Genomic DNA, 21213 nt, shown 5'->3' with positions numbered 1-21213 from the left:
TCGCAGCTGGGGGTACAGCAGACGTCGGCTGTCGGACAGTTCCCTCACCCTTGGAGTGGTTCGAGATGACGGTTGTGCATGAGGCGCCGGTCGGCGGCGAGGTCCCCGAGGTCCCGGTCGACGCCCGCGGGCGAGTCGCCGAGCTGCACGAGCTCCGCGAGAAGGTGCGACGCGGCCCGAGCGAGAAGGCCACCGAGGCCCAGCACGCGAAGGGCAAGCTGACCGCCCGCGAGCGCATCGAGCTGCTGCTGGACGAGGGCTCCTTCCACGAGGTCGAGCCGCTGCGCCGACACCGCGCCCAGGGCTTCGGCCTGGAGGCCAAGAAGCCGCACACCGACGGCGTGATCGTCGGCTGGGGCACCGTGCACGGGCGCACCGTCTTCACCTACGCGCACGACTTCCGGATCTTCGGCGGCGCGCTGGGCGAGGCCCACGCGCAGAAGATCCACAAGATCATGGACATGGCCATCGCGGCCGGTGCCCCGCTGGTGTCGCTGAACGACGGCGCCGGCGCCCGCATCCAGGAGGGCGTCACCGCCCTCGCCGGCTACGGCGGCATCTTCCAGCGCAACACCAAGGCCTCGGGTGTCATCCCGCAGATCTCGGTGATGCTCGGCCCGTGCGCCGGCGGCGCCGCGTACTCGCCCGCGCTGACCGACTTCGTCTTCATGGTCCGCGAGACCTCCCAGATGTTCATCACCGGCCCGGACGTGGTCCAGGCGGTGACCGGCGAGAAGATCAGCCAGAACGGCCTGGGCGGCGCCGACGTGCACGCCGGGGTCTCGGGCGTCTCGCACTTCGTCTACGACGACGAGCAGTCGTGCATCGAGGAGGTCCGCTACCTCCTGTCGCTGCTGCCGCAGAACAACCGCGAGATGCCGCCGCCGGTCATGACCGAGGACCCGGTCGAGCGGCGCAACGACAGCCTGCTGGACCTGGTGCCCGCCGACGGCAACCGCCCGTACGACATGCGCAAGGTGATCGAGGAGATCGTCGACCACGGCGAGTACCTGGAGGTCCACGAGCGCTGGGCCACCAACGTGCTGTGCGTGCTGGCCCGGATCGACGGCCACGTCACCGGCATCATCGCCAACCAGCCGCAGTCGCTGGCCGGCGTGCTGGACATCAACGCCAGTGAGAAGGCCGCACGCTTCGTCCAGATGTGCGACGCCTTCAACATCCCGCTGGTCACCCTGCTGGACGTCCCGGGCTTCCTGCCCGGTGTCGACCAGGAGCACGGCGGCATCATCCGGCACGGCGCCAAGCTGCTGTACGCGTACTGCAACGCCACCGTGCCGCGCATCTCGCTGATCCTGCGCAAGGCCTACGGCGGCGCCTACATCGTCATGGACTCCCGCTCCATCGGTGCGGACCTGTCCTACGCCTGGCCGACCAACGAGATCGCGGTGATGGGTGCCGAGGGCGCCGCCAACGTCATCTTCCGCCGCGAGATCAACGGCGCCGAGGACCCGGACGCCATGCGCGCCCAGAAGATCAAGGAATACAAGAGCGAGCTGATGCACCCGTACTACGCGGCCGAGCGCGGCCTCGTGGACGACGTCATCGACCCGGCCGAGACCCGCCAGGTGATCGCCGCCGCCCTCGCGATGCTCCGCACCAAGCACGCCGACCTGCCCAGCCGCAAGCACGGCAACCCGCCGATGTAGCACCTGCACGACGTAGCACCCGCACGACGCAGCAAGCAGCAGGCCGTACCGAGCGACACCACACACCACTTTTCACCGGGGGAGAAACCAGAACATGACCGCTTCCGCCGAACCCCTCGTCCGCATCGTCCACGGCAGCCTCTCCGACGAGGAACTCGCCGCCCTCACCGCCGTTCTGCTGGCCCGCGCGGCCGCGGCCCAGCAGGCCGCCGCCATCGCCCCGGTCGAGCCGATCGCCAACTGGCAGCGCCTGGAGCGCCGCCCGGCCTACTACTCGCCGGTCAGCTGGCAGCAGGCCGCCTGACGGTCCGGAGCCTCCCGACGGCCGGCCACCCGGGTGGGTGGGTGGCCGTCGGGGCGTTCGCGTCGGCGTCCGCACGCCGTGTCCGCCCGTCCGGTCGGATGCGAAGCGGCTCGATAGAATACCTACTGGACGGTATGCGCCCGTCGCCCCGTCGGCCCCCCATAGGATCGGCCGCTGCCGAGGTAGAGAACTTTCCAGGGAGGCTGCGATGGCCAGGCAGGCCCGCGCACTGGCGACCCGCCAGGCGGTACTCCTCGCAGCGGCCGAGGTGTTCGACGAACGGGGCTACGCCGCCGCCACGATGTCCGAGATCCTGGACCGGGCCGGCGTCACCAAGGGCGCGCTGTACTTCCACTTCCACTCCAAGGAGGAGCTGGCGCTCGCCGTGATCGAGGGCCAGGGCGCCTGGATCGCCTCCTGGGAGCCCTCCTCGGACAGCCCGATGCAGACCCTGATCGACCTCGCGTACGCCTTCGCGCACGCGCTCCAGGAGGACCCCCTGGTGCGCGGCAGCATCCGGCTGACGATCGAGCACGGCAGCTTCACCCAGCCGCAGATCGCCGCCTACCAGGGCTGGATGGACCTGGTCCGCGAGCTGCTGCAGCGCGCCCGGGACGCCGGGGAGCTCCACCCGGGGATCGACCTGGCGGCGGCCTCCGGGGTGATCACCGGGGCGGTCACCGGGATCCAGTTGAGCTCCCAGGTGCTGGCCGACCGGCGGGACCTGATCCAGCGGATCGCCCACCTGTGGACGCTGCTGCTGCCGGGGCTGGTGCAGCCGCACGCGCTCGCCCGACTGAGCGTGGCCGAGCGCGCCGCCTCCTGAAGACCGCCTCCCGAAAGCCTCAGGTCCGGTAGCCCGGGCAGCGCTCCGCCGCCACCAGGGCCGGCAGCGCCGCCGCCCAGAGCCGGCGGACGGCCTCCCGCGCGGGCCGGCCGACCTCCTCGGCGGCCAGCAGCACCTGGCCCGCCGCCACCGAGCCGAGCAACTCCGCGCAGGCCCGCCGGTCCACCCCGGGGCGCAGCTCGCCGGCCTCGGCGGCGCGGTCCAGCAGCCGGTGGACGACGGCGGTGAGGCTGCGCCAGGTGGCGTCGCCGGGCGGGGCGGCGGCGTCCGGGGCACCGCCCTGACGCGGCCCCGGGCGGCCGATCCGGACACCCGCCCGCACCACCACGTCCTCGCGCAGCAGCCGGGCCAGCTCGTGCGAGAAGTCGATCAGCCCCTGGACGGCGGGACCCTCCGCGCGCAGGGCGCGCAGCGCGGCCGAGCCGACCTCCCGCCCGGCGGCGGCCCGGACACCGTCGGCCAGGGCCTGCTTGGAGACGAAATGGAAGTAGAGGGCGCCCTTGCTCACCCCGGCCCGGCGGCTGATGTCGACCAGGCTGGCGGCCTCGAAGCCGACCTGGGCGAAGGTGTCCGCCGCAGCGAGCAACACGGCCTGCCTGGTCCGCCCCGCGCGTTCCTGCTTGACCACTGACCCCTCCGGACTCGGCCGGACGCGCTCCCCCGCCCCGTCCGGCTGCTGTCGGCTCGCCCTCGGTGGGGGGCGGCGCCTCGCATGCGGACGGCATCCGCCAAAACCGCATAGTTGGTATCTAATCTAGCGCCCTTGTCGACCCCGCCGTCCAGCGGGGCCGACCCCCGCCCAAGGTCTGCCCTCCCCCGTTTCGGGCATTCCCGCAGCCCAGAGGCCAGGTAGCGTGGCCGGGCCGGGTGATGCGGCGGGGGGTGACCCCGGCCGCAGAACACAAACCGGGTGGTATGTATGTTTTGCTGTGGGGCGTCCATAGCGGCCGCTCGACCGACACCCTGGAACGGGGCCAGTCATGCCATTGATCGTAGAGCCGGACGCCGACGGCCCGTACGCCCACCCCGGCCCCGGCACTCACCTCGGCCACGGCGTCGACTCCGGCTACGACTTCCACGACCGGACCGTCTCCCGGCACCTGGTGCACCGCGCCTCGGTGTCCGAGGTCTTCCTCACCGGCTGGCAGGCCACCGGCCCGTACGACTTCCTGCTCGGCGCCCAGTGGCCCCGGATGCACGGCTTCTACCGGCTGCCCGGGGACCGCTACCACGACCCGGTGCTGATGGCCGAAACCGTCCGGCAGGCCGGACTGCTGATCGGCCACGCCGGCTTCGGGGTGCCGCGCGACCACCACTTCGTCATGGAGGACCTCGGCTACGCGCTCGGCGAGGCGGGCCTGCCGGGCCTCGCCGTCACCGCCGGGCCCGCCTCGCTGATGCTGACCGTCGGCTGCGAGGACGTCCGGATGCGGCACGGTCGGCTGGCCTCGCTGCGGGTCCACGCCGAGATCACCCGGGACGGCCTGCGGATCGGCCACGGCTCCGGCCAGCTGCGGGTGCTCACCCCCGCCTCGTACGAACGGCTACGCGGCCCCGGGCGACCCGGCTCCACCCCGCCGCGGCCGCCGGCACCCGCCGCACCCGAACTCGTCGGCCGGGCGGAGCCCGCGGACGTGGTGCTCAGCCCGACCCTGCGGCCGGACACCTGGCTGCTGCGGGCCGACGCCGAGCACCCGGTGCTGTTCGACCACGCGCCGGACCACGTGCCCGAGATGCTGGTGCTGGAGGCCGCCCGGCAGGCCGCCCAGCGGCTGCGCCACCCCGAGCCGGTGGTGCCGGTCGAGCTGGTGACCTCCTTCGACCACTACATCGAGCTGGACCGGCCCTGCTTCGTCCGGGCGGTGCGCGAGCAGTCGCCGGACGGCCGGCACACGCCCGTCCTGGTCCGGTTGGTCCAGGACGGACGGACGGCGGCCGAGTGCCGGCTGCTCACCGAACCGGTCGACGGCCCGCGGGTGCCGGTCCGGCGGGACGCCTTCGACGGCCGCCCCACCACCCCGGGCCTCGGCAGCACCCGGCTGCCGCTGGCGAGTTGAGCCCTCCCCCAGGGCCTGCCCCTGGATCCTTTCCGGTCTGATCCGACAGGACCCGAGAGCCGTGCCCTACGCCGCCACCAGCGCGGCCGGCCGCCGCCCGGCGTGCATCACACTGAGGTTGGCCGCCAGCCGGACCGGGTCCTGGGCCAGCCAGAGCCGCAGCGCAGCGCCCAGTGCCGCGCTGGCGGACTCGATCCGGACGTCGGTGATCTGGGCGATCCGGGCCGCACCGGGCACCAGCAGGTCGGCCAGCGCGGTCGGCAGCCAGACCGTCAGGGCGCACGGCGCGGGCGTGGCGAGGGCGCTCAGCAGCCGGTAGGCGTCCCCCGGCGCGCTGAGCGTGGGGATGATGTCCAGCAGAGCGTCGGCCACCACTTCGGACACGTCGCTCCGGTGTCCCTGGGCGAGCCGGCGGAGCAGCAGTTGCTCGGCGGCGTTGATTCGGACGGTCAGCATGACCTCGTCGCACTCCATTGCGCGATTTCCTCCTCGTTCCTCCCCGTACCGGCACGGACGGCCGGCACGAACTACCCCTGTCGCACCTCGGCCCGGCCACCTCCTGCGGAAAGCCGGGCCGGTGGGTGGGTGCCCCCGGTCAGATCCCCGCGTACGAGTGCTTGCCGGTGACGAAGATGTTCACGCCGTAGTAGTTGAAGAGCCAGCAGGCGAACGCCGCCAGCGCCAGGTACGCGGCCTTGCGGCCCTTCCAGCCGGCCGTCGCGCGGGCGTGCAGGTAGCAGGCGTAGGCGACCCAGGTGATGAACGACCAGGTCTCCTTCGGGTCCCACTCCCAGTACTTGCCCCAGGCCGCCTCGGCCCAGATCGCGCCCGCGATGATGGTGAACGTCCAGAGCGGGAAGACCAGGGCGTTGATCCGGTAGGACAGCTTGTCGAACGTGGAGGCGGCGGGCAGCCGGCGCCAGATCGACGCCGAGGTGCCCAGCGGACCGGTGGTCAGGCCGGCCGCCATGCGCCTGTCGAAGGAGTCCTTGCCGATGTACAGCAGCGTGGCGATGAACGCCGCGTAGAAGGCGCCGCCGCAGATGATCGCGGTGGAGACGTGGATCGCCAGCCAGTACGAGTGCAGCGCCGGGACGAGCTGCTCGGAGTCGGTGTACAGCACCTGCGTCGCGATGCCGAGCGTCAGCAGCACCGCGACGGTGACCGGCAGGCCGAGCCAGCGGACGTTCTTCTTCGCGGCCAGCAGCACCAGGTAGGCGGCGGTCATCGCGAAGGCGAAGGCGCAGGAGAACTCGTACATGTTGCCCCACGGCCAGCGGGACACCGACAGGCCGCGGGCGACGATGCCGCCGCCGTGCAGCAGCAGCGCCAGGACGGTCAGCGAGACCGCGATGCGGCCGGCCAGGTCGGCCTTCTCGCTGGTGCCTGCCGCGCCCGGACCGTCCACGTCGTCGTCGCCGCGACCGCCGGTGACGACGGTCGCGCCCTCGCCCGCCAGGACGGTGCGGGTGAGCGTGGTGGTGCCGCCCTTCGCCCCGGCCACGGTGACGGTGACCTGCTTGGCGGCCTTGGGCTCCGCGGCGGCGACGGTCTCGGCCAGGTTGCCCGACTGCTCCTTGGAGCGGACGGCGACCGCGCCCTTGCTACCGAACGTCCACTCGAACATGTGGGCGAACATGGCGATCGTGTAGACCGCCATCGCCGAATAGATCAGCTTGTTGGAGAGGTCGGCCAGCTGTGGGTCGACCCCCGAGGCGAGATGCACCGTCTACTCCTTGGAGTTCTGGTCGGCAGGGGCTGTGGGGTCTTCTGCTGCGTGATCTTCTGGTGCCCGGTCGTCTTCCCCGGGTGCGGATCCGTTCTCGTCCTCGGCCGCCGGGGCGTCGTCCTGGAGGTCAACCGCCAGTTCGGCCAGCTCCTCGGCGATCTTCGCCGACTCGCTGCGGCCCAGACCGGCGAGCTCCACCTGGGTGCCGCCGCCCGGCAGGGCCACCGCCCGCACCCAGATCCGGCGGCGCTGGATGAACAGCGAGCCGATCAGGCCGAGGATCGCCAGGACGGCGCCGGTCAGCGCGATCGCGTTGCCCGGGCGGTGCGAGACGTTGAAGCTCGCCCACTGCTTGTAGCCTTCGAAGGTGACGCTGCCGTAGCCGTCCGGCAGGGTCCAGCCCTGGCCGGGCTTGAGCCGGGCCTTGGCGGGCTGCTCGTCCACCTTCATCTGGGTGAGCTTGCGGGTGTTCAGCTGGTAGATGTTCTGCGGCAGGCCGGAGTCGGTGCCGAGGTCGCCGGAGAAGGCGTTCAGCACCAGCTCGGGCTCGGCGTCGCCGGGGAACAGCGAGACCGGGCCGGTCCCCGCGAAGCTCACCGGCGCCGTCGGAAGGAAGAAGCCGGAGAAGCCCAGCTGGGTCTTGTTGCCGTCCGGGCCGATGCCGTAGTCGGAGACCTTCACGACGCCGGTCGAGGTCAGGTTGGCGTCCTGCGGCAGGAACGGCACGACGTCGTGGTAGACCACGTCACCCTTGCCGTTGCGGACGGTGATGACCGGGGCGTAGCCGTGGCCGATCAGGTAGACCTTGCTGCCGCCGATCTCCAACGGGTGGTTGACCTCGATCGTGCCCTTCTTGAGCTTCGACTCGTCGCTGCCCTGGTAGTACTCCACGTTCGCGGTGAACTCCCGGGCGGCGCCGATCTGGTCGCCCTGGTTCTGGAACTTCGAGGTGAAGTCGTCGAGCTTCAGGTAGAAGGGGTCGAGGTCCTGGTTGTTGTAGAACCGCGTGCCGGTGAAGTCGTCGAGCTGGGTGATGGTGTTGGAGTAGCCCTGGCCCTCGACCATCAGCTTGCCGCCGGTGCCGGAGGCCAGGCTGGCCCAGGCGAAGCCGCCGAGCAGCGCGAACAGCGACAGGTGGAACAGCAGGTTGCCGACCTCGCGCAGGTAGCCCTTCTCGGCGGCCACCGCGCCGCCGGACAGGTTGGCCCGGAAGCCGCGCTTGCGCAGCAGCCGGTGGGCGGCGGCGTTGACCATCTCGGGGTCCGCCTCGGTGCGCCAGGCCGCGTGCACCGGCATCCGGGTGAGGTTGCGCGGCGCGGCCGGCGGCTGGGCCCGCAGCACGCCGACGAACTGCCAGGTGCGCGGGATGATGCAGCCGGCCAGCGAGACGAACAGCAGGATGTAGATCGCGGAGAACCAGACCGAGCTGTAGACGTCGAACAGCTGGAGCTTCTCGTAGATCGGCGCGACCGTGGTGTGCTGCGCCTTCCAGGTCTGCACCTTGAACTGGTTCTGGCCGTTCTGCGGGATCAGCGAGCCCGGAATGGCGGCCAGCGACAGCAGGAACAGCAGGATCAGGGCGACCCGCATCGAGGTCAGCTGGCGCCACATCCAGCGCGCCCAGCCGAACGCCCCTATGCCGGTCGGGCCCTCGGACTCGACCGGCGCGGTGCTGAGCCGCTCGGCGGCGGCGTCGTCCGGCGCCGGGGGCAGCTCGGTCTCGGTCGTGGTCTTGCTCACGGTCAGATTCCGATCCGGAAGTCGGCGGTCCAGGACTGCAGTTCGCTCATCATCGAGTCCCAGATCCCGGTGACGAGCAGCAGACCGACCGCGACGAGCATGCCGCCGCCGATCCGCATGACGAGCGGGTAGTGCCGCTTGACCCACCCGAAGGCACCCAGCGCCCGGCGGAAGGCGACGGCGGCCAGGATGAACGGTACGCCGAGGCCCAGGCAGTAGAAGGTGGTCAGCAGCGCGCCACGCTGGGCGTCGGCCTGGTTGAGGGCCAGGTTCTGCACGGCAGTCAGGGTCGGGCCCATGCACGGGGTCCAGCCGACGCCGAAGACCACGCCCAGCATCGGGGCGCCCAGCAGGCCGACGGCCGGACGGCGGTGCGAGCGCACCTCCAGCATGTTCAGGCCGGGGATCAGGCCCATGAACGCCAGGCCCATCACGACGGTGAGCGAGCCCAGCACGATGCTGATCGGCCGCTTGTAGTCCTGCAGCTCCTGGCCGAAGAAGCCGAACAGGGCGCCGGTGGAGACGAAGACGGCGGTGAAGCCGAGGATGAACAGCACCACGCCGAGCAGCATCCGGCCGCGCTTCGAGCCGCGGGCGTCCGCGAGGTCGGCGGCGGAGAAGCCGGTCACGTACGACAGGTAGCCCGGCACCAGCGGCAGCACGCAGGGCGAGAAGAACGACACCAGCCCGGCCGCGAGCGCGATCGGCGCCGCGACCAGCAGCGCCCCGCTCTGCATGGTCGAGGTGGTGTCGGCGAGCTGCAGCGCCCCACTCACTGCTTCTGCTCCGCGACCACCGGCTGGAGGATCGACTCCAGCGCGTCCTCGGTCGTACCGCCGACGGCGCGGGCGGCCAGCTTGCCGTCGCGGTCGACGATCAGGGTGGTCGGGATGGACTGCGGGTTGAGGCTGCCCTTGGGGAACTTGAGCAGCTGGGTCCCGGCCGCGTCGAAGATGCTCGGGAAGGTGACGCCCTGCTCCTGCTCGAAGCGGACGGCGTTGGTCTTGTCGGTGTCCCGGGTGTTGATGCCGAGGAACTGGACGCCCTGGTCCTTGTACTTCTCCGCGACGGTCTGCAGGCTCTTCGCCTCGGCCCGGCACGGCCCGCACCAGGAGCCCCAGACGTTCAGCACCACGACCTTGCCGCGGTAGTCGGAGAGCTTGACCTGGTTGCCCTCCAGGGTCTCCCCGGTGATGTCCGGCGCGTCCCCGCGCTTGCCGGCGTCCGCCTTCGACAGGTTGGTCCCCTTGACGGTGACGAAGCCCACCTGGCCTTCACCGCTGCTCGACGAGCCCGAGGAGGAACAGCCGGTGAGGACGAGCGCAGCGGCGGCGACGGTGGCAGCGGCTGCGGCGACACGGGGACGGGGGCGCGTCATGGCAGACATGTGAAAAGTTTCGCATGGAGTTCCAGGCCGGTTCGCCGGGGTCCTGCCTTGCGCGCCGCACCCCCTCTGACCTGCGACGGAAGCGGGCCACCCGGCGGTCGCCGGGTGGCCCGAAGCCATACTTACCCAGGACTTACGCGCGGTGGCGCAGGCCCGTGCGCGCGGTCGCGCGGGCTCTGGCCCCGAAGCTCAGGCTCCGAAGCTCAGGCTCCGAAGCTCTTACCCACCGGCTTGCCCTTGCCGCCCTTGCCTACCAGGTGCGCCGGCAGCAGGTCGCGGGCCGGCTCGCGGTAGCCGACCGAGACGATCCGGTCGCCCTCGAAGGTGAAGCTGGTCAGCGAGGCCAGCGAGCACTGCCGACGGCGCGGGTCGTGCCAGAGCCGACGGCGCTCCACGAAGGAGCGGACGATCCAGATCGGCAGCTGGTGGCTGACGCAGACCGCCTCGTGCCCGCGGGCGGCGTCCCGGGCGGCGCCGAGCGCGCCCATCATCCGCACCACCTGGTCGAGGTACGGCTCGCCCCAGGAGGGCTTGAACGGGTTGGTGAGGTACTTCCAGTAGCCGGGGTTGCGCAGCGAGCCGTCGCCGACGCCGAAGGTCTTGCCCTCGAAGACGTTCTCCGCCTCGATCAGCCGGCCGTCCACCGCGAGGTCCAGGCCGTGCGCCTTGGCGATCGGCGCGGCGGTCTCCTGGGCACGCTCCAACGGGGAGGCCACCACGTGGGTGATGTCCCGGCCGGCCAGGTCCTCGGCGACCCGGTCGGCCATCTCCCGGCCCAGCTCGGACAGGTGGTAGTCGGGCAGCCGCCCGTACAGCACGCCCTCCGGGTTGTGCACCTCACCGTGGCGCATCAGGTGGACGACGGTGATCTCTTTGGCGCTCACTTCTCAACTGCTCCTGGGACTCGGGGTGGACTCAGGCCGTGGCGGCGGCAGCGGCGCGCGCTGCGGCCGGCAGGGCGGCGGCGATCCGCTCGATCGCCCGCGCGTCGTGGGCCGCCGAGACGAACCAGGACTCGAAGGCGGACGGCGGCAGGTAGACGCCCTCGGCCAGCATCGCGTGGAAGAAGGCGGTGAAACGGTACGCCTCCTGGGTCCGGGCCTCGTCGTAGTTCGTGACCGGAGCCTCGGTGAAGAACACCGAGAACATGTTCCCGGCAGTCTGCAGCCGGTGCGCCACGCCCTCCTTGGTGAGCGCCTCGGAGACCAGGCCGGAGACCTCGGCGGCGACCTCGTCCACCCTCGCGTACACCTCGTCGGTGCAGCCGCGCAGCTGGGCCAGGCCCGCCGCGGTGGCGACCGGGTTCCCGGACAGGGTGCCCGCCTGGTAGACCGGGCCGGCCGGGGCCAGGTGCGCCATCACGTCGGCGCGGCCGCCGAAGGCCGCGGCCGGGAAGCCGCCGCCCATGACCTTGCCGAAGGTCAGCAGGTCCGGCGCCCAGCCCTCGTTCGCCGCCTCCAGGCCGTACCAGCCGGCCTTGGAGACGCGGAAGCCGGTCATCACCTCGTCGGAGACGAACAGCGCGCCGTTGTCCCGGCAGAGCCGGGCCAGGCCCGCGTTGAAGCCGGGCAGCGGCGGGACGACGCCCATGTTGCCGGGCGAGGCCTCGGTGATCACGCAGGCGATCTCGCCCGGGTGGGCGGCGAAGGCCTGCTCGACGGCGGCCAGGTCGTTGTACGGCAGCACGATGGTGTCGCCGGCCTGGGCGCCGGTGACGCCCGGGGTGTCGGGCAGCCCGAAGGTGGCCACACCGGAACCGGCGGCGGCCAGCAGCGCGTCCACGTGACCGTGGTAGCAACCGGCGAACTTGACGACCTTCGCCCGGCCGGTGAAACCGCGGGCGAGCCGGATCGCGGACATGGTGGCCTCGGTGCCGGAGGAGACCAGGCGGACCTGCTCGACCGGGGCGATCCGGGAGACGATCTCCTCGGCCAACTCGACCTCGCCCTGGCCGGGCGTGCCGAAGGAGGTGCCGCGGGCGACCGCCTGCTGGACGGCGTCGATCACGGCGGGGTGCGCGTGGCCGAGGATCATCGGACCCCACGAGCACACCAGGTCGACGTACTCACGGCCGTCGGCGTCGGTGAGGTAGGGGCCGGTGCCGGACACCATGAAGCGCGGCGTGCCGCCGACCGCGCGGAAGGCGCGCACCGGGGAGTTGACGCCGCCGGGCGTGACCACGGAGGCGCGAGCGAACAGCGACTGGGACTGGGGGGCTTCGTAGGGGTAGCTCACGGGAGACATGGTCTCAAATCGTGTCCTTGAGCTCTGCATGTCCGGCCCGATCATCTGGAACGATGATCCGGGCACCGTTGTCTGTACGGTTGTCCGTGACGGTTGTCCGTACGGACGGGGCCGCTGGCTGCCCCGGAGCACGGACCAGTCAGACTGTGCACACAGAATGCGCGAGCACTCCGGTCGTGTGCAGGGGTGTGGAGAGGACTGCTGTCTGCCGCGAGTGGGTAACGGCCCGCGAGTGGGTACGGCGGCGCATGACGGGTAAGGAGCACGTCCGGAGGGACGCCGGGCGTGCGGGGGTCTGTCGATTCCGGCGAATTCCGGTGAGGATGGTCCGAGTGTCCGAGGCGCAGGACGGCTACGACGAGGCCGCGGGGGGCTCCCGCAGGCCCGCCGAGGCCGCACGCGGGGGTACGGGAGCGGGTACGGGTCGTGGTCGTCGCGGCGGCGAGAGGCGGGGTGAGGGACGCGTGGGGGTGACGTACAAGTACTTCGGCGCACCGGACCGCGCCACCGCCGCCAGAGTCCCCACCGCGCTCGGCCCGGGCGGTCTCGGCCTGGACGCCGGCGAACTCGGCGCGCTGGGGCGGCTCGGCGACCTGATGGAGACCAGCGGCTCCCCCACCGGCCACCTCTCCACCAAGATCAAGCCGGAGACCATGAGCGCCATGGTCCTCACCGGCATCCAGGGCGTCCCGCTGCACCAGGTCCCGCCGCTGGAACTCGTCGTGCTGCACCCCGACTACGCCGTCGTCCAGCTCCCGCACAACGTGGTCGAACCGCTCCGCAAGGCCGACGAGACCGAGCTCGGCGCGGCCGCCTTCATCTGGTCCACCGTCCCGGACCGGCGCGGGCCGCGCGACGCCTTCGTGATCTACAGCATGCTGCACGAGTGGCAGGACTTCGCCAACCGGCTGCACGACGCCGGGCACCAGCTGTACTGCCTGGTCTGGCCGTAACGGCGGCACCGAACCGCTCCTGCCCTCCCATCAGCTTCCGGGGGGAGGCCGTCCGTACGCACAGTGGCCGCCGCGCGGGGGAGGACCGCTGCGACCGGCCGGAACCTGCTGTCAGCAGGCTCCGCCGGTGGAATGTGGTGTCCGGTCGGCCGGAGCCACCCACCGGGGCGAGCGGCCGAGGTCGGCCCGATCGACCGGACCGGAGCGGGACGGCCGGTGGGCGAGGAACTCGGCGACCCGTCTCAGCACGTCGTTGGCCGAGCGGAGTTCCTCGATCTCGGACTCCAGCCGAGCGATGCGTCGGGCGTGGGCCTCACACATGCCGCCCTCCTCCGGCTCGGACATCGACTACCCGGCTATCCCTTGACGTTCCGTCGGGCCGACCCCACCAGGAACACCACCGCGAGCATCGCCGCGGACAGTGCCATGATCAGGAGCGGGCTGGGACCGACCGGCTTGCCGTTCACCCGGACCGCGCCCATGAAGTCCAGCGCCGCCACGTTGTTGACGAGGATGTACCAGATCGGCAGGTAGATCGCCTGGAAGACCCGGTGGGTGCGGCTCAGCACACCCAACGACATGGCGAGCGAGGGGATGACCAGCACGCCCCCGAACCAGCAGACCACGCCCGGGCCGTCACCGGCCACCAGCATCCGCACCAGCGGGGCGACGCCCATCACCGCGGTGAGCACCAGCCCGGACGCCCACTCGGCCAGCAGCCTGCGCCGGGCCGACGGGTAGGCGCCCAGCAGCACCTCCAGGCCGTTCTCGACCTGCTGGCTGCCCAGCCTCGACCAGATCAGCACCGGCCACAGCCAGACACCGGGCAGCAGCATGCCGGTCACGGTCTCCATCGGCAGCGCGAAGCCCGCCACGGTGAGCGCGCCGGCCACCGCCCACCACCAGGGCGAGACGCCCTGCAGCAGGATCCGCACCTCGCCGACCAGCAGGCGCCCGAAGGCTCCGGCCCGGGTCGGCGCGGTCTGCGGGAGCTCACCCGGGGCAGTGGACCAGGTGGCGGCCGGGGCCGGCTCCGGCCCGGCGGTGCCGAAGGGATCGGCCGCCGCGGGGGCGGGCTCCCCGTCCGCCGCCGCCTTGGCCGGGACCAGCGAGCCGGCCGCGCGGGCCGGGTCGAACCGGCCGAACCAGAGCGTCGGCAGCAGGGCGACGGCACAGGCCAGCAGGACCAGCACCACCCGGCCGAGGACGAAGCCGCCGGACGGGTCGAAGCCGTCCCAGAGGAACGTGCCCAACGGCTTGCTCACCTTGGTCAGTCCCAGGCTGAACCCGCCCGCGGCGGACTGCAGGTGCTGGTTCCCCATCGCCGCGTTCAACGACTGCGCGACCTGGTGCACACCGAGGCCGCCGAACGGCGCGGAGCCGGACTGGCCGCCGACCGAGATCACCAGGGCCAGCACGAACCAGACCACGTTCCCGAAGCCGGCCCGTAGCAGCGGCACCGTCTCGAACAGGATCGCGGCCGCGGCGGTCAGCGCCATCAGCGGCAGCGAGAGCAGCACGAACGGCTCGACCAGGGCGACCGGGTCGACCGAGCGGTTCTCACCGCGGGCCAGCTGCATCACCAGCGCGGTGACCGCCAGCACGCCGGTCATCGAGGCGAGCACCAGCAGGTTGCTCAGGAATTTGGCGAACAGGTAGCCCGACGTCCGCAGCGGGGTGGCGGCGAGGATCTGGCCGACCCGGCTGGTCTCGTCCCGCGCGATACCGCTGCGCACCACGGAGAAGCCGCCGAAGGTGAGCCAGAGCGCCCCGGCGAGGGCGGTGACCACGCCGACGTAGGCGCTGTTGTAGACGCCCCGGTTGCCGCCGACGTCCATGATCACCCAGGTGCTGTTCACGTTCGGGACGGCCAGGTAGCCGAGCCCGATCGCGGCCAGCAGGGTCACCGCGTACGCCGGTCGACGCACCCGGTCGCGGAAGTCGCCGACCGCCAGCCCGGCAAGCACGCGCGCGTTCACCACCGCATCGCCTGCTGCTCGGCCGGGGTCCGCTCGGCGGGCCGGTGGATGATGCCCAGGTAGGCGTCCTCGAGGTCGGGCGAGACCCGGACCGCGTCCTGGGTCGGCGGGACGGGGGCGAGCAGCCGCAGCCGCACCCCGTTCGCGGTCCGCACCATGCGGCTGACCACGTGCCGGGCCTGCACGGCCGGTACCTCGGCGGGGGCCACCATGACCTCCCAGACCTGCCCGTCGATCTCCCGGAGCAGCTCGTCGGGGGCGCCACGGCGCAGCAGGCGGCCCTGGGCGACCACGGCGATGTCGGAGGCGACCGACTCGACGTCGGAGACGATGTGGGTGGAGAGCATCACCACCCGGTCGGCCGCGAGGTCGCTGAGCAGGTTGCGGAAGCGCACTCGCTCCTCCGGGTCGAGGCCGGCCGTCGGCTCGTCGACCACAATCACCTTGGGGTCGGCCAGCAGGGCCTGGGCGATGCCGACCCGGCGGAGCATGCCGCCGGAGTACTTGCCGAGCGGGCGCTTGACCGCCTCGGTGAGGTTCACCAGCTGGATCAGCTCGTCGATCCGGGCCCGGGCGGAGCGCGCGGAGAGGCCCTTGGCAGCCGCCAGGTAGGACAGGAACTCCCGCGAGGTCAGATTCGGGTATACCCCGAAGTCCTGTGGCAGGTAGCCGAGTTCGCGACGCAGCCGGTCCGGGTTGGCGACCACGTCGGTCCCCTCGTAGCGGACCTGGCCGCTGGTGGGCTTGGTGACCGTGGACACGATCCGCATCAGCGAGGACTTGCCGGCGCCGTTGGGCCCCAGCAGGCCCAGCATGCCCGGGTTCAGGTGCATCGTCATGCCGTCGACGGCGCGCTTGCCGCCCTTGTACACCTTGGTGATGTCGATCAGTTCGAGCATTGTCGTCTTCTTCCCCGTCGGACCGGTCGGTCTCAGCCCTTCAGATCCGTCTCTTTGCCGTCGCGCGTCACGGCGACGCCGCGCGGGACCTCCACCCGGAACTTGGCGTCACAGTTGGCCAAGCCGGTGCACTGCGCCTGGAGTTCGAGCGTTCCGTCCTCCAACTGCCAGGTCTCCTTGATGTCACCCACCTTGGAGCCCTTGTCGAACCAGCGGGTGACCTTGACGTCCTTGCGGTCGGCCGGGACGAGGTCGGTGGGGATGCCGTGCGACTTGACGTTCAGGGACTTGCCGCTGAACTCGATGGTCTTGTCCTCGGGCTTGGCGTCCCCGGCCTTGGCGCAGCCGGTCAGCGGGATGAGGGCGGCGACGGCGAGGGCGAGCAGGGCGGGTGCGGCTTTCTTGCGCGAGACCACCGGTTCCTCCGGGAGACTGGGATTGGGCACGGTTGAGAGCTTCGCCGATCCGCGGCCCGCTGCCATCTGCCGTTCGGCAGATATTGCCGCTGTCGCCGTCCCGGCTGGACCGACCGGTCAGGCCCGGCCGGGTCGGGGCGGGTCGGGGCGCAGCGGCAGCACGCCGCAGACGCGCCAGCCCCCGGCGTGCGGGCCGGCGGCCAGGTCACCGCCGAGGGTGGTGACCCGCTCGGCCAGGGCGGCCAGGCCGGTGCCGCCGCCACCGGGACGGCGGGCCGCCAGGCCGCCGGAGCCGCGCCGGCGTCCGCTGTCGGTCACGGTGACCCGCAGGGCGGGTCCGTGGGTGCGGACCACCTCCACGTCCAACCGGCCGGCGCTCGGGGCGTGCCGGCGGATGTTCGTCAGCGCCTCCAGGACGACCCGGTAGGCGGCGTCCTCGATCTCCCGCGGCGCTGTCCCGGCCAGGCCCGGCTCCAGGTCGAGTACGCCGCCGACCGGGCCGGAGGCCAGGAAGCGGTCGACCAGCTCGGGCAGGTCGGCGAGGCCGTGGACCCTGGTCGGCGGCGGTTCGGCGGCAGCCGGCGTCTCCGGGTCGCGCAGGGCCTGCAGGGTGTGGTCCATCGAGTCCAGCGCTCGCAGGCCGGCCGCCTCCAGCCGGTCCAACAGTTCCCTGACCTGCTCCTCGTCGTACGCGCTGACCTGGGCCGCCTGCACCTCCAGCAGGATGCCGGTCACCTCGTGGGCGACGAAGTCGTGGAGGTCCCTCGCCACTTCGAGCCGCTGCTCCCGGCGGGCCCGCTGGACCGCGCGGGCCCGGCGGTCGTCGTTCGCCCGCAGGTAGAGCCCGACGCCCACGGCGCAGGCCGCCGGGAACATCGCCATCGCGACGGCGACCACGGAAGGCGCGAGCACCGCCTGTGGCAGCCGGAGGGTGAAGCGCAGTGGGAGCGCCATCAGCGCCAGGGTCAGCGCCGAGCCGACCAGCGCCGCGCGGCGGACGTCCGCCCGCCGGATCACCCGCCCTACCAGCACCAGCATGGACGCGAACTCGAACGGGAGCCACGGCAGCACGAGCCCCTGCCGGCCGGGGTAGCCGATGTCGGCGGCGACCGACAGCACCGCGACCAGGCCGGCCGCCAGGACCGGGGAGACCGGGACCAGCGGTCGGCGCAGGATCGCGACCGCCATCGCCAGGACGGCGACGAGGGCCACGATCCACGCGCTCGGTGGGGCGATCGCCGCCGGAGCCGCGACCAGGAACGTCGCCGTCGCGCACACCGCGCGACGGCGATGCGAGTCAGGCATCAGTTCGGTCTGCACCGGGCCGAGCCTACGCACGACGCAGGACCGGTGCGGCCCCGTGCAGATGACCGATGATCAGACAGCTGCCGTTCGACAGATCTTTCGGACGCGTGCGGACGGCACAATGGCCGGGCGGGCGGTCACGCCGTCCCGCCCACCGGGGTCGGCGCCGGCCCCGGTACGGGCCGGGGCCGGGACCAGCGGCGGATGGCCGGCCGCTCCACCAGGACGTTCATCACCCAGGCCAGCAGCAGCGACAGCAGGAAGGCGGCGACGATGAGTGCGATGCCGGCCGGCATGCCGCAGTTGGGGCCGACCAGGTCCCCGTCCTTCTCCACGGCGCCCAGGACCAGGTGACCGTACTTGAGCACCAGGTTGTGCAACAGGTAGAAGGCGAAGGAGAGTTCGCCGAGGCGGACGACGATGCGGTGGTTCGGCACAGTGCGCCGACCGGCCATGTCGGCGACGGCGAGGGAGGCGGTGAGCAGAGCGATCGGGATCACGGTGGCGGCGCTCATCCGGTACAGGTACGGCAGTTGCTGTCCGACCCAGTAGCCGACCACCACGAGCGGAGCGGCCACGTACGGCCGCATCCAGGTGATCCAGCGGTCGGTCAGGACGATCCGCGCCGGCGACATGCCGAGCAGGCACTCCACCATGCGGGCCAGCGGGAAGAAGTACACCAGCCAGTACTGGTCGATCGACACCCCGAAGAGCGGCATCGGCCGGTCGTCGTGGACGAAGTTCTGGGCCACCGAGACCGCGACGTGTCCGGAGGTGCCGAGACCGTTCAGGAAGTCCCAGTCCGCCTGAGTGTCGCTGAAGATTCCCTCCAGTGAGCTGTGGAAGAGGAAGACCGGAATCATCGCGAGGAACCGGAGACCGGTCAGTGAATCCAGACGGATTCCGCTTTGTCGATTGAGCACGGGATGCCTTTCGCCGTTTCGGTGCTGTGTGCGCACCGGACCGGCCACCCCTGATCCGTGATTTCTTCGGCACCCGTCGGCCGGAGGAATTCCTCACTCTGCCAATCGACCGGTCGCATATCCCATCTCGAAAGCGCGCACGGCGATTCCGACCCGATTCCTGACGCCCAGCTTCCGCTGAATGCTGGCCACATGGGTCTTCACCGTGCCCGCCGAGATGAACAGTTCACCGGCGATGTCGGAGTTGGTCTTCCCCTCGGCCACCTTCCCGGCGATCTCCACTTCCCGATCGGTGAGCGACTCGACCATGGCCGAGCCGCCCGGCCGGACGCCGGTGACGTGTTTGAGCAGCCGGACCGTGATGGACGGACTGATCAGGCTGTCGCCCGCCATCGCGGCCCGGACCGCCTCGACCAGCAGCGTCGGGCCCGAGCGTTTGAGCAGGAATCCGGAGGCGCCGTGGCGCAGCGCCGGATACACGTATTCGTCGAGATCGAAGGTGGTGACGACGACGACCTTGATCGGCGGCGTCGCCGAGGGGCCGGCGAGCAGACGGACGACCTCCAGACCGTCCATGCGCGGCATCCGGATGTCCACCAGCGCCACGTCAGGCCGGAGTTGGCGCGCCGCTTGCACGGCGGCGACACCGTCCCCAGCTTCGCCGACCACCTCCATGTCCGGCTGGTTCTCAAGGATTCGCCGCATGCCGCGGCGGACCATCTCCTGGTCGTCCGCGAGCAGTAATCGAATGGTCACAGCCAGGAATTCTGGCATACACCGGCGGACCGGATGATCCCGGTCCGCCGGGTGGAGCCCCGGCCCGGTCAGCCCTGCTGGGCCGCCAGGCTCGCCGGTCGCATGTCCGTCCAGTTGGTGTTGACGTAGGCGATCGCGGCCTCACGGTCGGCGTCGGCCAGGACCGTGCGCCAGCCGGCCGGCACGTCCGCGAAGACCGGCCACAGCGAGTGCCGGCCCTCGTCGTTCACCAGGACGTGGAAGGAGCCGTCGGGGTCGTCGAACGGGTTGGGGGTGCTCATGGTTGCGCCTCCTCAGGCCGGGATCTCGGTTCGTTGGTGGCTGTGGAACGGCACCGGCGCGAGCTCGCGGCTCTGCAACAAGGCCATGCCGAGCGAAGTGAGGGTGTGCAGTGCGGTGTTCCGGTTGCGCGCGGTGGTGATCAGGCCCGCCCTGCGCAGGACCGCCGCGTGCTTGCTGGCTCCGGCCAGCGATATGCCCAGCCGTTCGGCGAGTTCGCCGGTGGTGCAGCTGTCGGTGAGTGCCTGGAGCGCCGCGGCCCGGGTGTGCCCGACCAGGGCCCCGAGCGCCTGCTCGCCCGGCTCCCACGCCTCCCAGAGCCCGGGCTTGACGGCCGAGCCGATCGGGAAGGCCACGGCGGGCCCGCCGGCCTCACGGTCGTCGTCGATGTACACGCAGGACGGGTCGTTGAGGAAGAACGAAGGGCTCAACACCAGCCCCCGGCCGTTGAGGTGGACATCGCGGTCCGGCCCGCCGCGGACTTCGAGGACCGGCGCGTTCCAGTGCAGCCTCGGGTGGATGGCACTCAGCGGCCGCTCCGCCCCCTGGGCGATCGCGATCCGGCCACGGGCGTCCCGCACCCGCTCCAACTGCGGCCTGATGTCGGCCCAGTAGGGCAGGACCGCGACCTGGGTGAACCTGCTCAGCAGCGCCGCCGAAGTGATCTGGCCCTCGCCGCACCGGGACGGCCCCAACAGTTCGATCAAATCCGTTAAGTTCGGAGCCTGTTGGGCGAGTGACTCCAGTTCGGCGGTGCGCGCCCCCAGCGCGGCGCGCACCCGCATGCGCCAGGGGTGGAACAGCACGCTGCCGCCGGCGTCCAGCCGGACCCGCACCTCCCCGGTCGCGGCGACCGGGTTGGGGCCGTCGGCGTCCTGCGGCAGCCGGTGCCCGGCGTGCGCGAAGACCCGCTGCCAGCCGTCGAGTTCGCCGTCGAAGTGCCCCTCGGCGGTCAGCGCGGTGAAGCGGCGCGCCCAGTCCCGTACCGAACCGCCGCGCGCGCCGAGCTCGACCGGGTCCAGGCCGTGCTGGGCCTGCCCGGTCGCGGCGGCGACCGCGGCTTCCGCGTCCGGGAGCCCGGCGAGGTCCACCACCCGCAGCAGCTCGGCGCCGGTGCCGGCGGCGTCCTCCTCGGCGGTGCGCCGCTGCGACCAGCGGCCGTCGGGCCGGGCGAAGCGCATCCGCAGGGCGTCGTGCTGTTCGAGCAGGGCCGTCAGGGTGGTGCGCAGCGCCGACTCGTCCGGGGCCTCGGCGAGTTCGACGGTGACGAACTGGTTGAAGGCCGCCGCGCCGTCGGCGTGGACGTGCTCGAAGTAGAGGTGCTGGATCGGCGTCAGCGGCGCGGGCTCCGTCGTCCGGTCGGTCCCGGACGGCGCCGGAGCCGGCTGCCCGGGCTCCAGCCCGTCCGCCAACTCGGCGACGGTCGGCCGGCGGAACAGGTCCTTGGAGGTGAGCCGCAGGCCGGCGTCCAGCACGCGGAAGTCCAGGTCCGGACTGGCCGTGCCGATGTCGCTGCCGACGGCCGCGGCCGCCCCGGCCTCGTCGAGCGCGACGAAGGAGGCATGCACGGTGGTTTCGGTGATCCCGTACATGTTGACCAGGGTCGGGGCGGTGTCGCTGTGCCGCTCGTACCACTCCCCCCAGCAGGCGAAGGAGGCCCTCGGCACGATCGCCTCCACCGGACGACAGGCCCTGGTCGAGATGCGCCGCCTGCTGGGCGTGCTGCGC

Annotated in this window: 22 protein-coding genes and 1 pseudogene; 6 read left to right on the top strand and 17 right to left on the bottom strand. The window is 71.8% G+C overall.

Features of this window, described 5'->3' with window-relative positions; translation table 11 throughout:
* Positions 1–65 precede the first annotated feature (65 nt).
* The 3 genes from ABZW30_RS28705 (at position 66) to ABZW30_RS28695 (ending at position 2797) form a co-directional block, all read left to right on the top strand.
* A complete protein-coding gene (locus ABZW30_RS28705; RefSeq protein ID WP_355674098.1) occupies positions 66–1667 on the top strand; it encodes an acyl-CoA carboxylase subunit beta in 1602 nt (533 codons plus the stop codon).
* A 94-nt stretch (positions 1668–1761) separates the two neighbouring features.
* Positions 1762–1971, top strand: coding sequence for an acyl-CoA carboxylase epsilon subunit (locus tag ABZW30_RS28700; RefSeq protein ID WP_355674097.1), 210 nt, complete (start codon positions 1762–1764; stop codon positions 1969–1971).
* A gap of 208 nt (positions 1972–2179) precedes the next feature.
* The gene (locus ABZW30_RS28695; protein WP_355674096.1) at positions 2180–2797 is read left to right on the top strand and encodes a ScbR family autoregulator-binding transcription factor; all 618 of its coding nucleotides are present in this window, start codon (positions 2180–2182) and stop codon (positions 2795–2797) included.
* Between the two features lie 19 nt (positions 2798–2816).
* Here ABZW30_RS28695 and ABZW30_RS28690 read toward each other — a convergent pair whose 3' ends face one another.
* On the bottom strand, positions 2817–3446 hold the full coding sequence (locus ABZW30_RS28690) for a ScbR family autoregulator-binding transcription factor (protein ID WP_355674095.1): 630 nt from the start codon (positions 3444–3446) through the stop codon (positions 2817–2819).
* A 352-nt stretch (positions 3447–3798) separates the two neighbouring features.
* Between ABZW30_RS28690 and ABZW30_RS28685 the strand changes: the two genes are divergently transcribed.
* Entirely contained in the window at positions 3799–4875 is a 1077-nt protein-coding gene (locus ABZW30_RS28685) for a ScbA/BarX family gamma-butyrolactone biosynthesis protein (RefSeq protein ID WP_355674094.1), read from the top strand.
* Between the two features lie 66 nt (positions 4876–4941).
* On the opposite strand, the gene ABZW30_RS28680 is transcribed toward ABZW30_RS28685, so the two are convergent.
* The 7 genes from ABZW30_RS28680 to hemL form a co-directional block, all read right to left on the bottom strand.
* Entirely contained in the window at positions 4942–5349 is a 408-nt protein-coding gene (locus ABZW30_RS28680) for a hypothetical protein (RefSeq protein ID WP_355674093.1), read from the bottom strand.
* A 121-nt stretch (positions 5350–5470) separates the two neighbouring features.
* The gene (gene ccsB / locus ABZW30_RS28675; RefSeq protein ID WP_355674092.1) at positions 5471–6601 is read right to left on the bottom strand and encodes a c-type cytochrome biogenesis protein CcsB; all 1131 of its coding nucleotides are present in this window, start codon (positions 6599–6601) and stop codon (positions 5471–5473) included.
* A 3-nt stretch (positions 6602–6604) separates the two neighbouring features.
* Positions 6605–8344 (bottom strand): cytochrome c biogenesis protein ResB, encoded by a 1740-nt coding sequence (locus ABZW30_RS28670; RefSeq protein ID WP_355674091.1) that lies wholly within the window; start codon positions 8342–8344, stop codon positions 6605–6607.
* Between the two features lie 2 nt (positions 8345–8346).
* Positions 8347–9081: a cytochrome c biogenesis protein CcdA gene (locus tag ABZW30_RS28665; protein WP_355674154.1), complete on the bottom strand. Its 735-nt coding sequence runs from the start codon at positions 9079–9081 to the stop codon at positions 8347–8349.
* A 35-nt stretch (positions 9082–9116) separates the two neighbouring features.
* Positions 9117–9731, bottom strand: coding sequence for a TlpA disulfide reductase family protein (locus tag ABZW30_RS28660; protein ID WP_355674090.1), 615 nt, complete (start codon positions 9729–9731; stop codon positions 9117–9119).
* A 203-nt stretch (positions 9732–9934) separates the two neighbouring features.
* Positions 9935–10582, bottom strand: coding sequence for a histidine phosphatase family protein (locus ABZW30_RS28655; protein ID WP_355674153.1), 648 nt, complete (start codon positions 10580–10582; stop codon positions 9935–9937).
* A 64-nt stretch (positions 10583–10646) separates the two neighbouring features.
* The gene (gene hemL, locus ABZW30_RS28650) at positions 10647–11975 is read right to left on the bottom strand and encodes a glutamate-1-semialdehyde 2,1-aminomutase (protein WP_355674089.1); all 1329 of its coding nucleotides are present in this window, start codon (positions 11973–11975) and stop codon (positions 10647–10649) included.
* 464 nt (positions 11976–12439) lie between these two features.
* Between hemL and ABZW30_RS28645 the strand changes: the two genes are divergently transcribed.
* Complete coding sequence (locus ABZW30_RS28645) at positions 12440–12928, top strand: hypothetical protein (protein WP_188309827.1); 489 nt, start codon at positions 12440–12442, stop codon at positions 12926–12928.
* A 111-nt stretch (positions 12929–13039) separates the two neighbouring features.
* Here ABZW30_RS28645 and ABZW30_RS28640 read toward each other — a convergent pair whose 3' ends face one another.
* The 9 genes from ABZW30_RS28640 to ABZW30_RS28600 all read right to left on the bottom strand — a co-directional run bounded on the left by ABZW30_RS28640 (position 13040) and on the right by ABZW30_RS28600 (position 21077).
* Positions 13040–13249 (bottom strand): hypothetical protein, encoded by a 210-nt coding sequence (locus ABZW30_RS28640; protein WP_355674088.1) that lies wholly within the window; start codon positions 13247–13249, stop codon positions 13040–13042.
* Between the two features lie 35 nt (positions 13250–13284).
* Positions 13285–14907 (bottom strand): hypothetical protein, encoded by a 1623-nt coding sequence (locus ABZW30_RS28635; RefSeq protein WP_355674087.1) that lies wholly within the window; start codon positions 14905–14907, stop codon positions 13285–13287.
* Positions 14904–15806, bottom strand: coding sequence for an ABC transporter ATP-binding protein (locus ABZW30_RS28630; RefSeq protein ID WP_355674086.1), 903 nt, complete (start codon positions 15804–15806; stop codon positions 14904–14906). The genes ABZW30_RS28635 and ABZW30_RS28630 overlap by 4 nt, the downstream gene beginning before the upstream one ends.
* 32 nt (positions 15807–15838) lie before the next feature.
* Positions 15839–16252, bottom strand: a complete 414-nt coding sequence (locus ABZW30_RS28625) for a hypothetical protein (protein ID WP_355674085.1) — start codon at positions 16250–16252, stop codon at positions 15839–15841.
* Between the two features lie 87 nt (positions 16253–16339).
* Positions 16340–17542, bottom strand: a complete 1203-nt coding sequence (locus ABZW30_RS28620) for a histidine kinase (protein WP_355674084.1) — start codon at positions 17540–17542, stop codon at positions 16340–16342.
* 122 nt (positions 17543–17664) lie between these two features.
* A complete protein-coding gene (locus ABZW30_RS28615) occupies positions 17665–18390 on the bottom strand; it encodes a hypothetical protein (protein ID WP_355674083.1) in 726 nt (241 codons plus the stop codon).
* Between the two features lie 153 nt (positions 18391–18543).
* Positions 18544–19206 carry a response regulator transcription factor gene (locus ABZW30_RS28610; protein WP_355674152.1) on the bottom strand — a complete coding sequence of 221 codons (663 nt, stop codon included), beginning with the start codon at positions 19204–19206 and terminating at the stop codon, positions 18544–18546.
* Positions 19207–19274: 68 nt separating this feature from the next.
* Entirely contained in the window at positions 19275–19487 is a 213-nt protein-coding gene (locus ABZW30_RS28605) for an MbtH family NRPS accessory protein (protein WP_355674082.1), read from the bottom strand.
* Positions 19488–19499: 12 nt separating this feature from the next.
* Entirely contained in the window at positions 19500–21077 is a 1578-nt protein-coding gene (locus ABZW30_RS28600; protein WP_355674081.1) for a condensation domain-containing protein, read from the bottom strand.
* Positions 21078–21120: 43 nt separating this feature from the next.
* Between ABZW30_RS28600 and ABZW30_RS28595 the strand changes: the two are divergent.
* Positions 21121–21213, top strand: a pseudogene (locus ABZW30_RS28595) (histidine kinase); the annotation flags it as partial.

Origin of the sequence: Kitasatospora sp. NPDC004669, assembly GCF_040609455.1 — a bacterium.
Taxonomy (GTDB): domain Bacteria; phylum Actinomycetota; class Actinomycetes; order Streptomycetales; family Streptomycetaceae; genus Kitasatospora.
The sequence above is the reverse complement of the archived record's forward strand: the minus strand, read 5'-3'. Positions and strand labels throughout refer to the sequence as shown.

What these genes read in the sequence shown, in the direction of transcription:
- ABZW30_RS28705 (WP_355674098.1), top strand. Translation starts at nt 66, where the DNA reads ATGACGGTTGTGCATGAGGCGCCGGTCGGCGGCGAGGTCCCCGAGGTC.
- ABZW30_RS28700 (WP_355674097.1), top strand. Translation starts at nt 1,762, where the DNA reads ATGACCGCTTCCGCCGAACCCCTCGTCCGCATCGTCCACGGCAGCCTC.
- ABZW30_RS28695 (WP_355674096.1), top strand. Translation starts at nt 2,180, where the DNA reads ATGGCCAGGCAGGCCCGCGCACTGGCGACCCGCCAGGCGGTACTCCTC.
- ABZW30_RS28685 (WP_355674094.1), top strand. Translation starts at nt 3,799, where the DNA reads ATGCCATTGATCGTAGAGCCGGACGCCGACGGCCCGTACGCCCACCCC.
- ABZW30_RS28680 (WP_355674093.1), bottom strand. Translation starts at nt 5,349, where the DNA reads ATGGAGTGCGACGAGGTCATGCTGACCGTCCGAATCAACGCCGCCGAG.
- ABZW30_RS28665 (WP_355674154.1), bottom strand. Translation starts at nt 9,081, where the DNA reads ATGCAGAGCGGGGCGCTGCTGGTCGCGGCGCCGATCGCGCTCGCGGCC.
- ABZW30_RS28660 (WP_355674090.1), bottom strand. Translation starts at nt 9,731, where the DNA reads ATGTCTGCCATGACGCGCCCCCGTCCCCGTGTCGCCGCAGCCGCTGCC.
- ABZW30_RS28655 (WP_355674153.1), bottom strand. Translation starts at nt 10,582, where the DNA reads ATGCGCCACGGTGAGGTGCACAACCCGGAGGGCGTGCTGTACGGGCGG.
- hemL (WP_355674089.1), bottom strand. Translation starts at nt 11,975, where the DNA reads ATGTCTCCCGTGAGCTACCCCTACGAAGCCCCCCAGTCCCAGTCGCTG.
- ABZW30_RS28640 (WP_355674088.1), bottom strand. Translation starts at nt 13,249, where the DNA reads ATGTGTGAGGCCCACGCCCGACGCATCGCTCGGCTGGAGTCCGAGATC.
- ABZW30_RS28630 (WP_355674086.1), bottom strand. Translation starts at nt 15,806, where the DNA reads ATGCTCGAACTGATCGACATCACCAAGGTGTACAAGGGCGGCAAGCGC.
- ABZW30_RS28615 (WP_355674083.1), bottom strand. Translation starts at nt 18,390, where the DNA reads ATGATTCCGGTCTTCCTCTTCCACAGCTCACTGGAGGGAATCTTCAGC.
- ABZW30_RS28605 (WP_355674082.1), bottom strand. Translation starts at nt 19,487, where the DNA reads ATGAGCACCCCCAACCCGTTCGACGACCCCGACGGCTCCTTCCACGTC.
- ABZW30_RS28600 (WP_355674081.1), bottom strand. Translation starts at nt 21,077, where the DNA reads ATGTACGGGATCACCGAAACCACCGTGCATGCCTCCTTCGTCGCGCTC.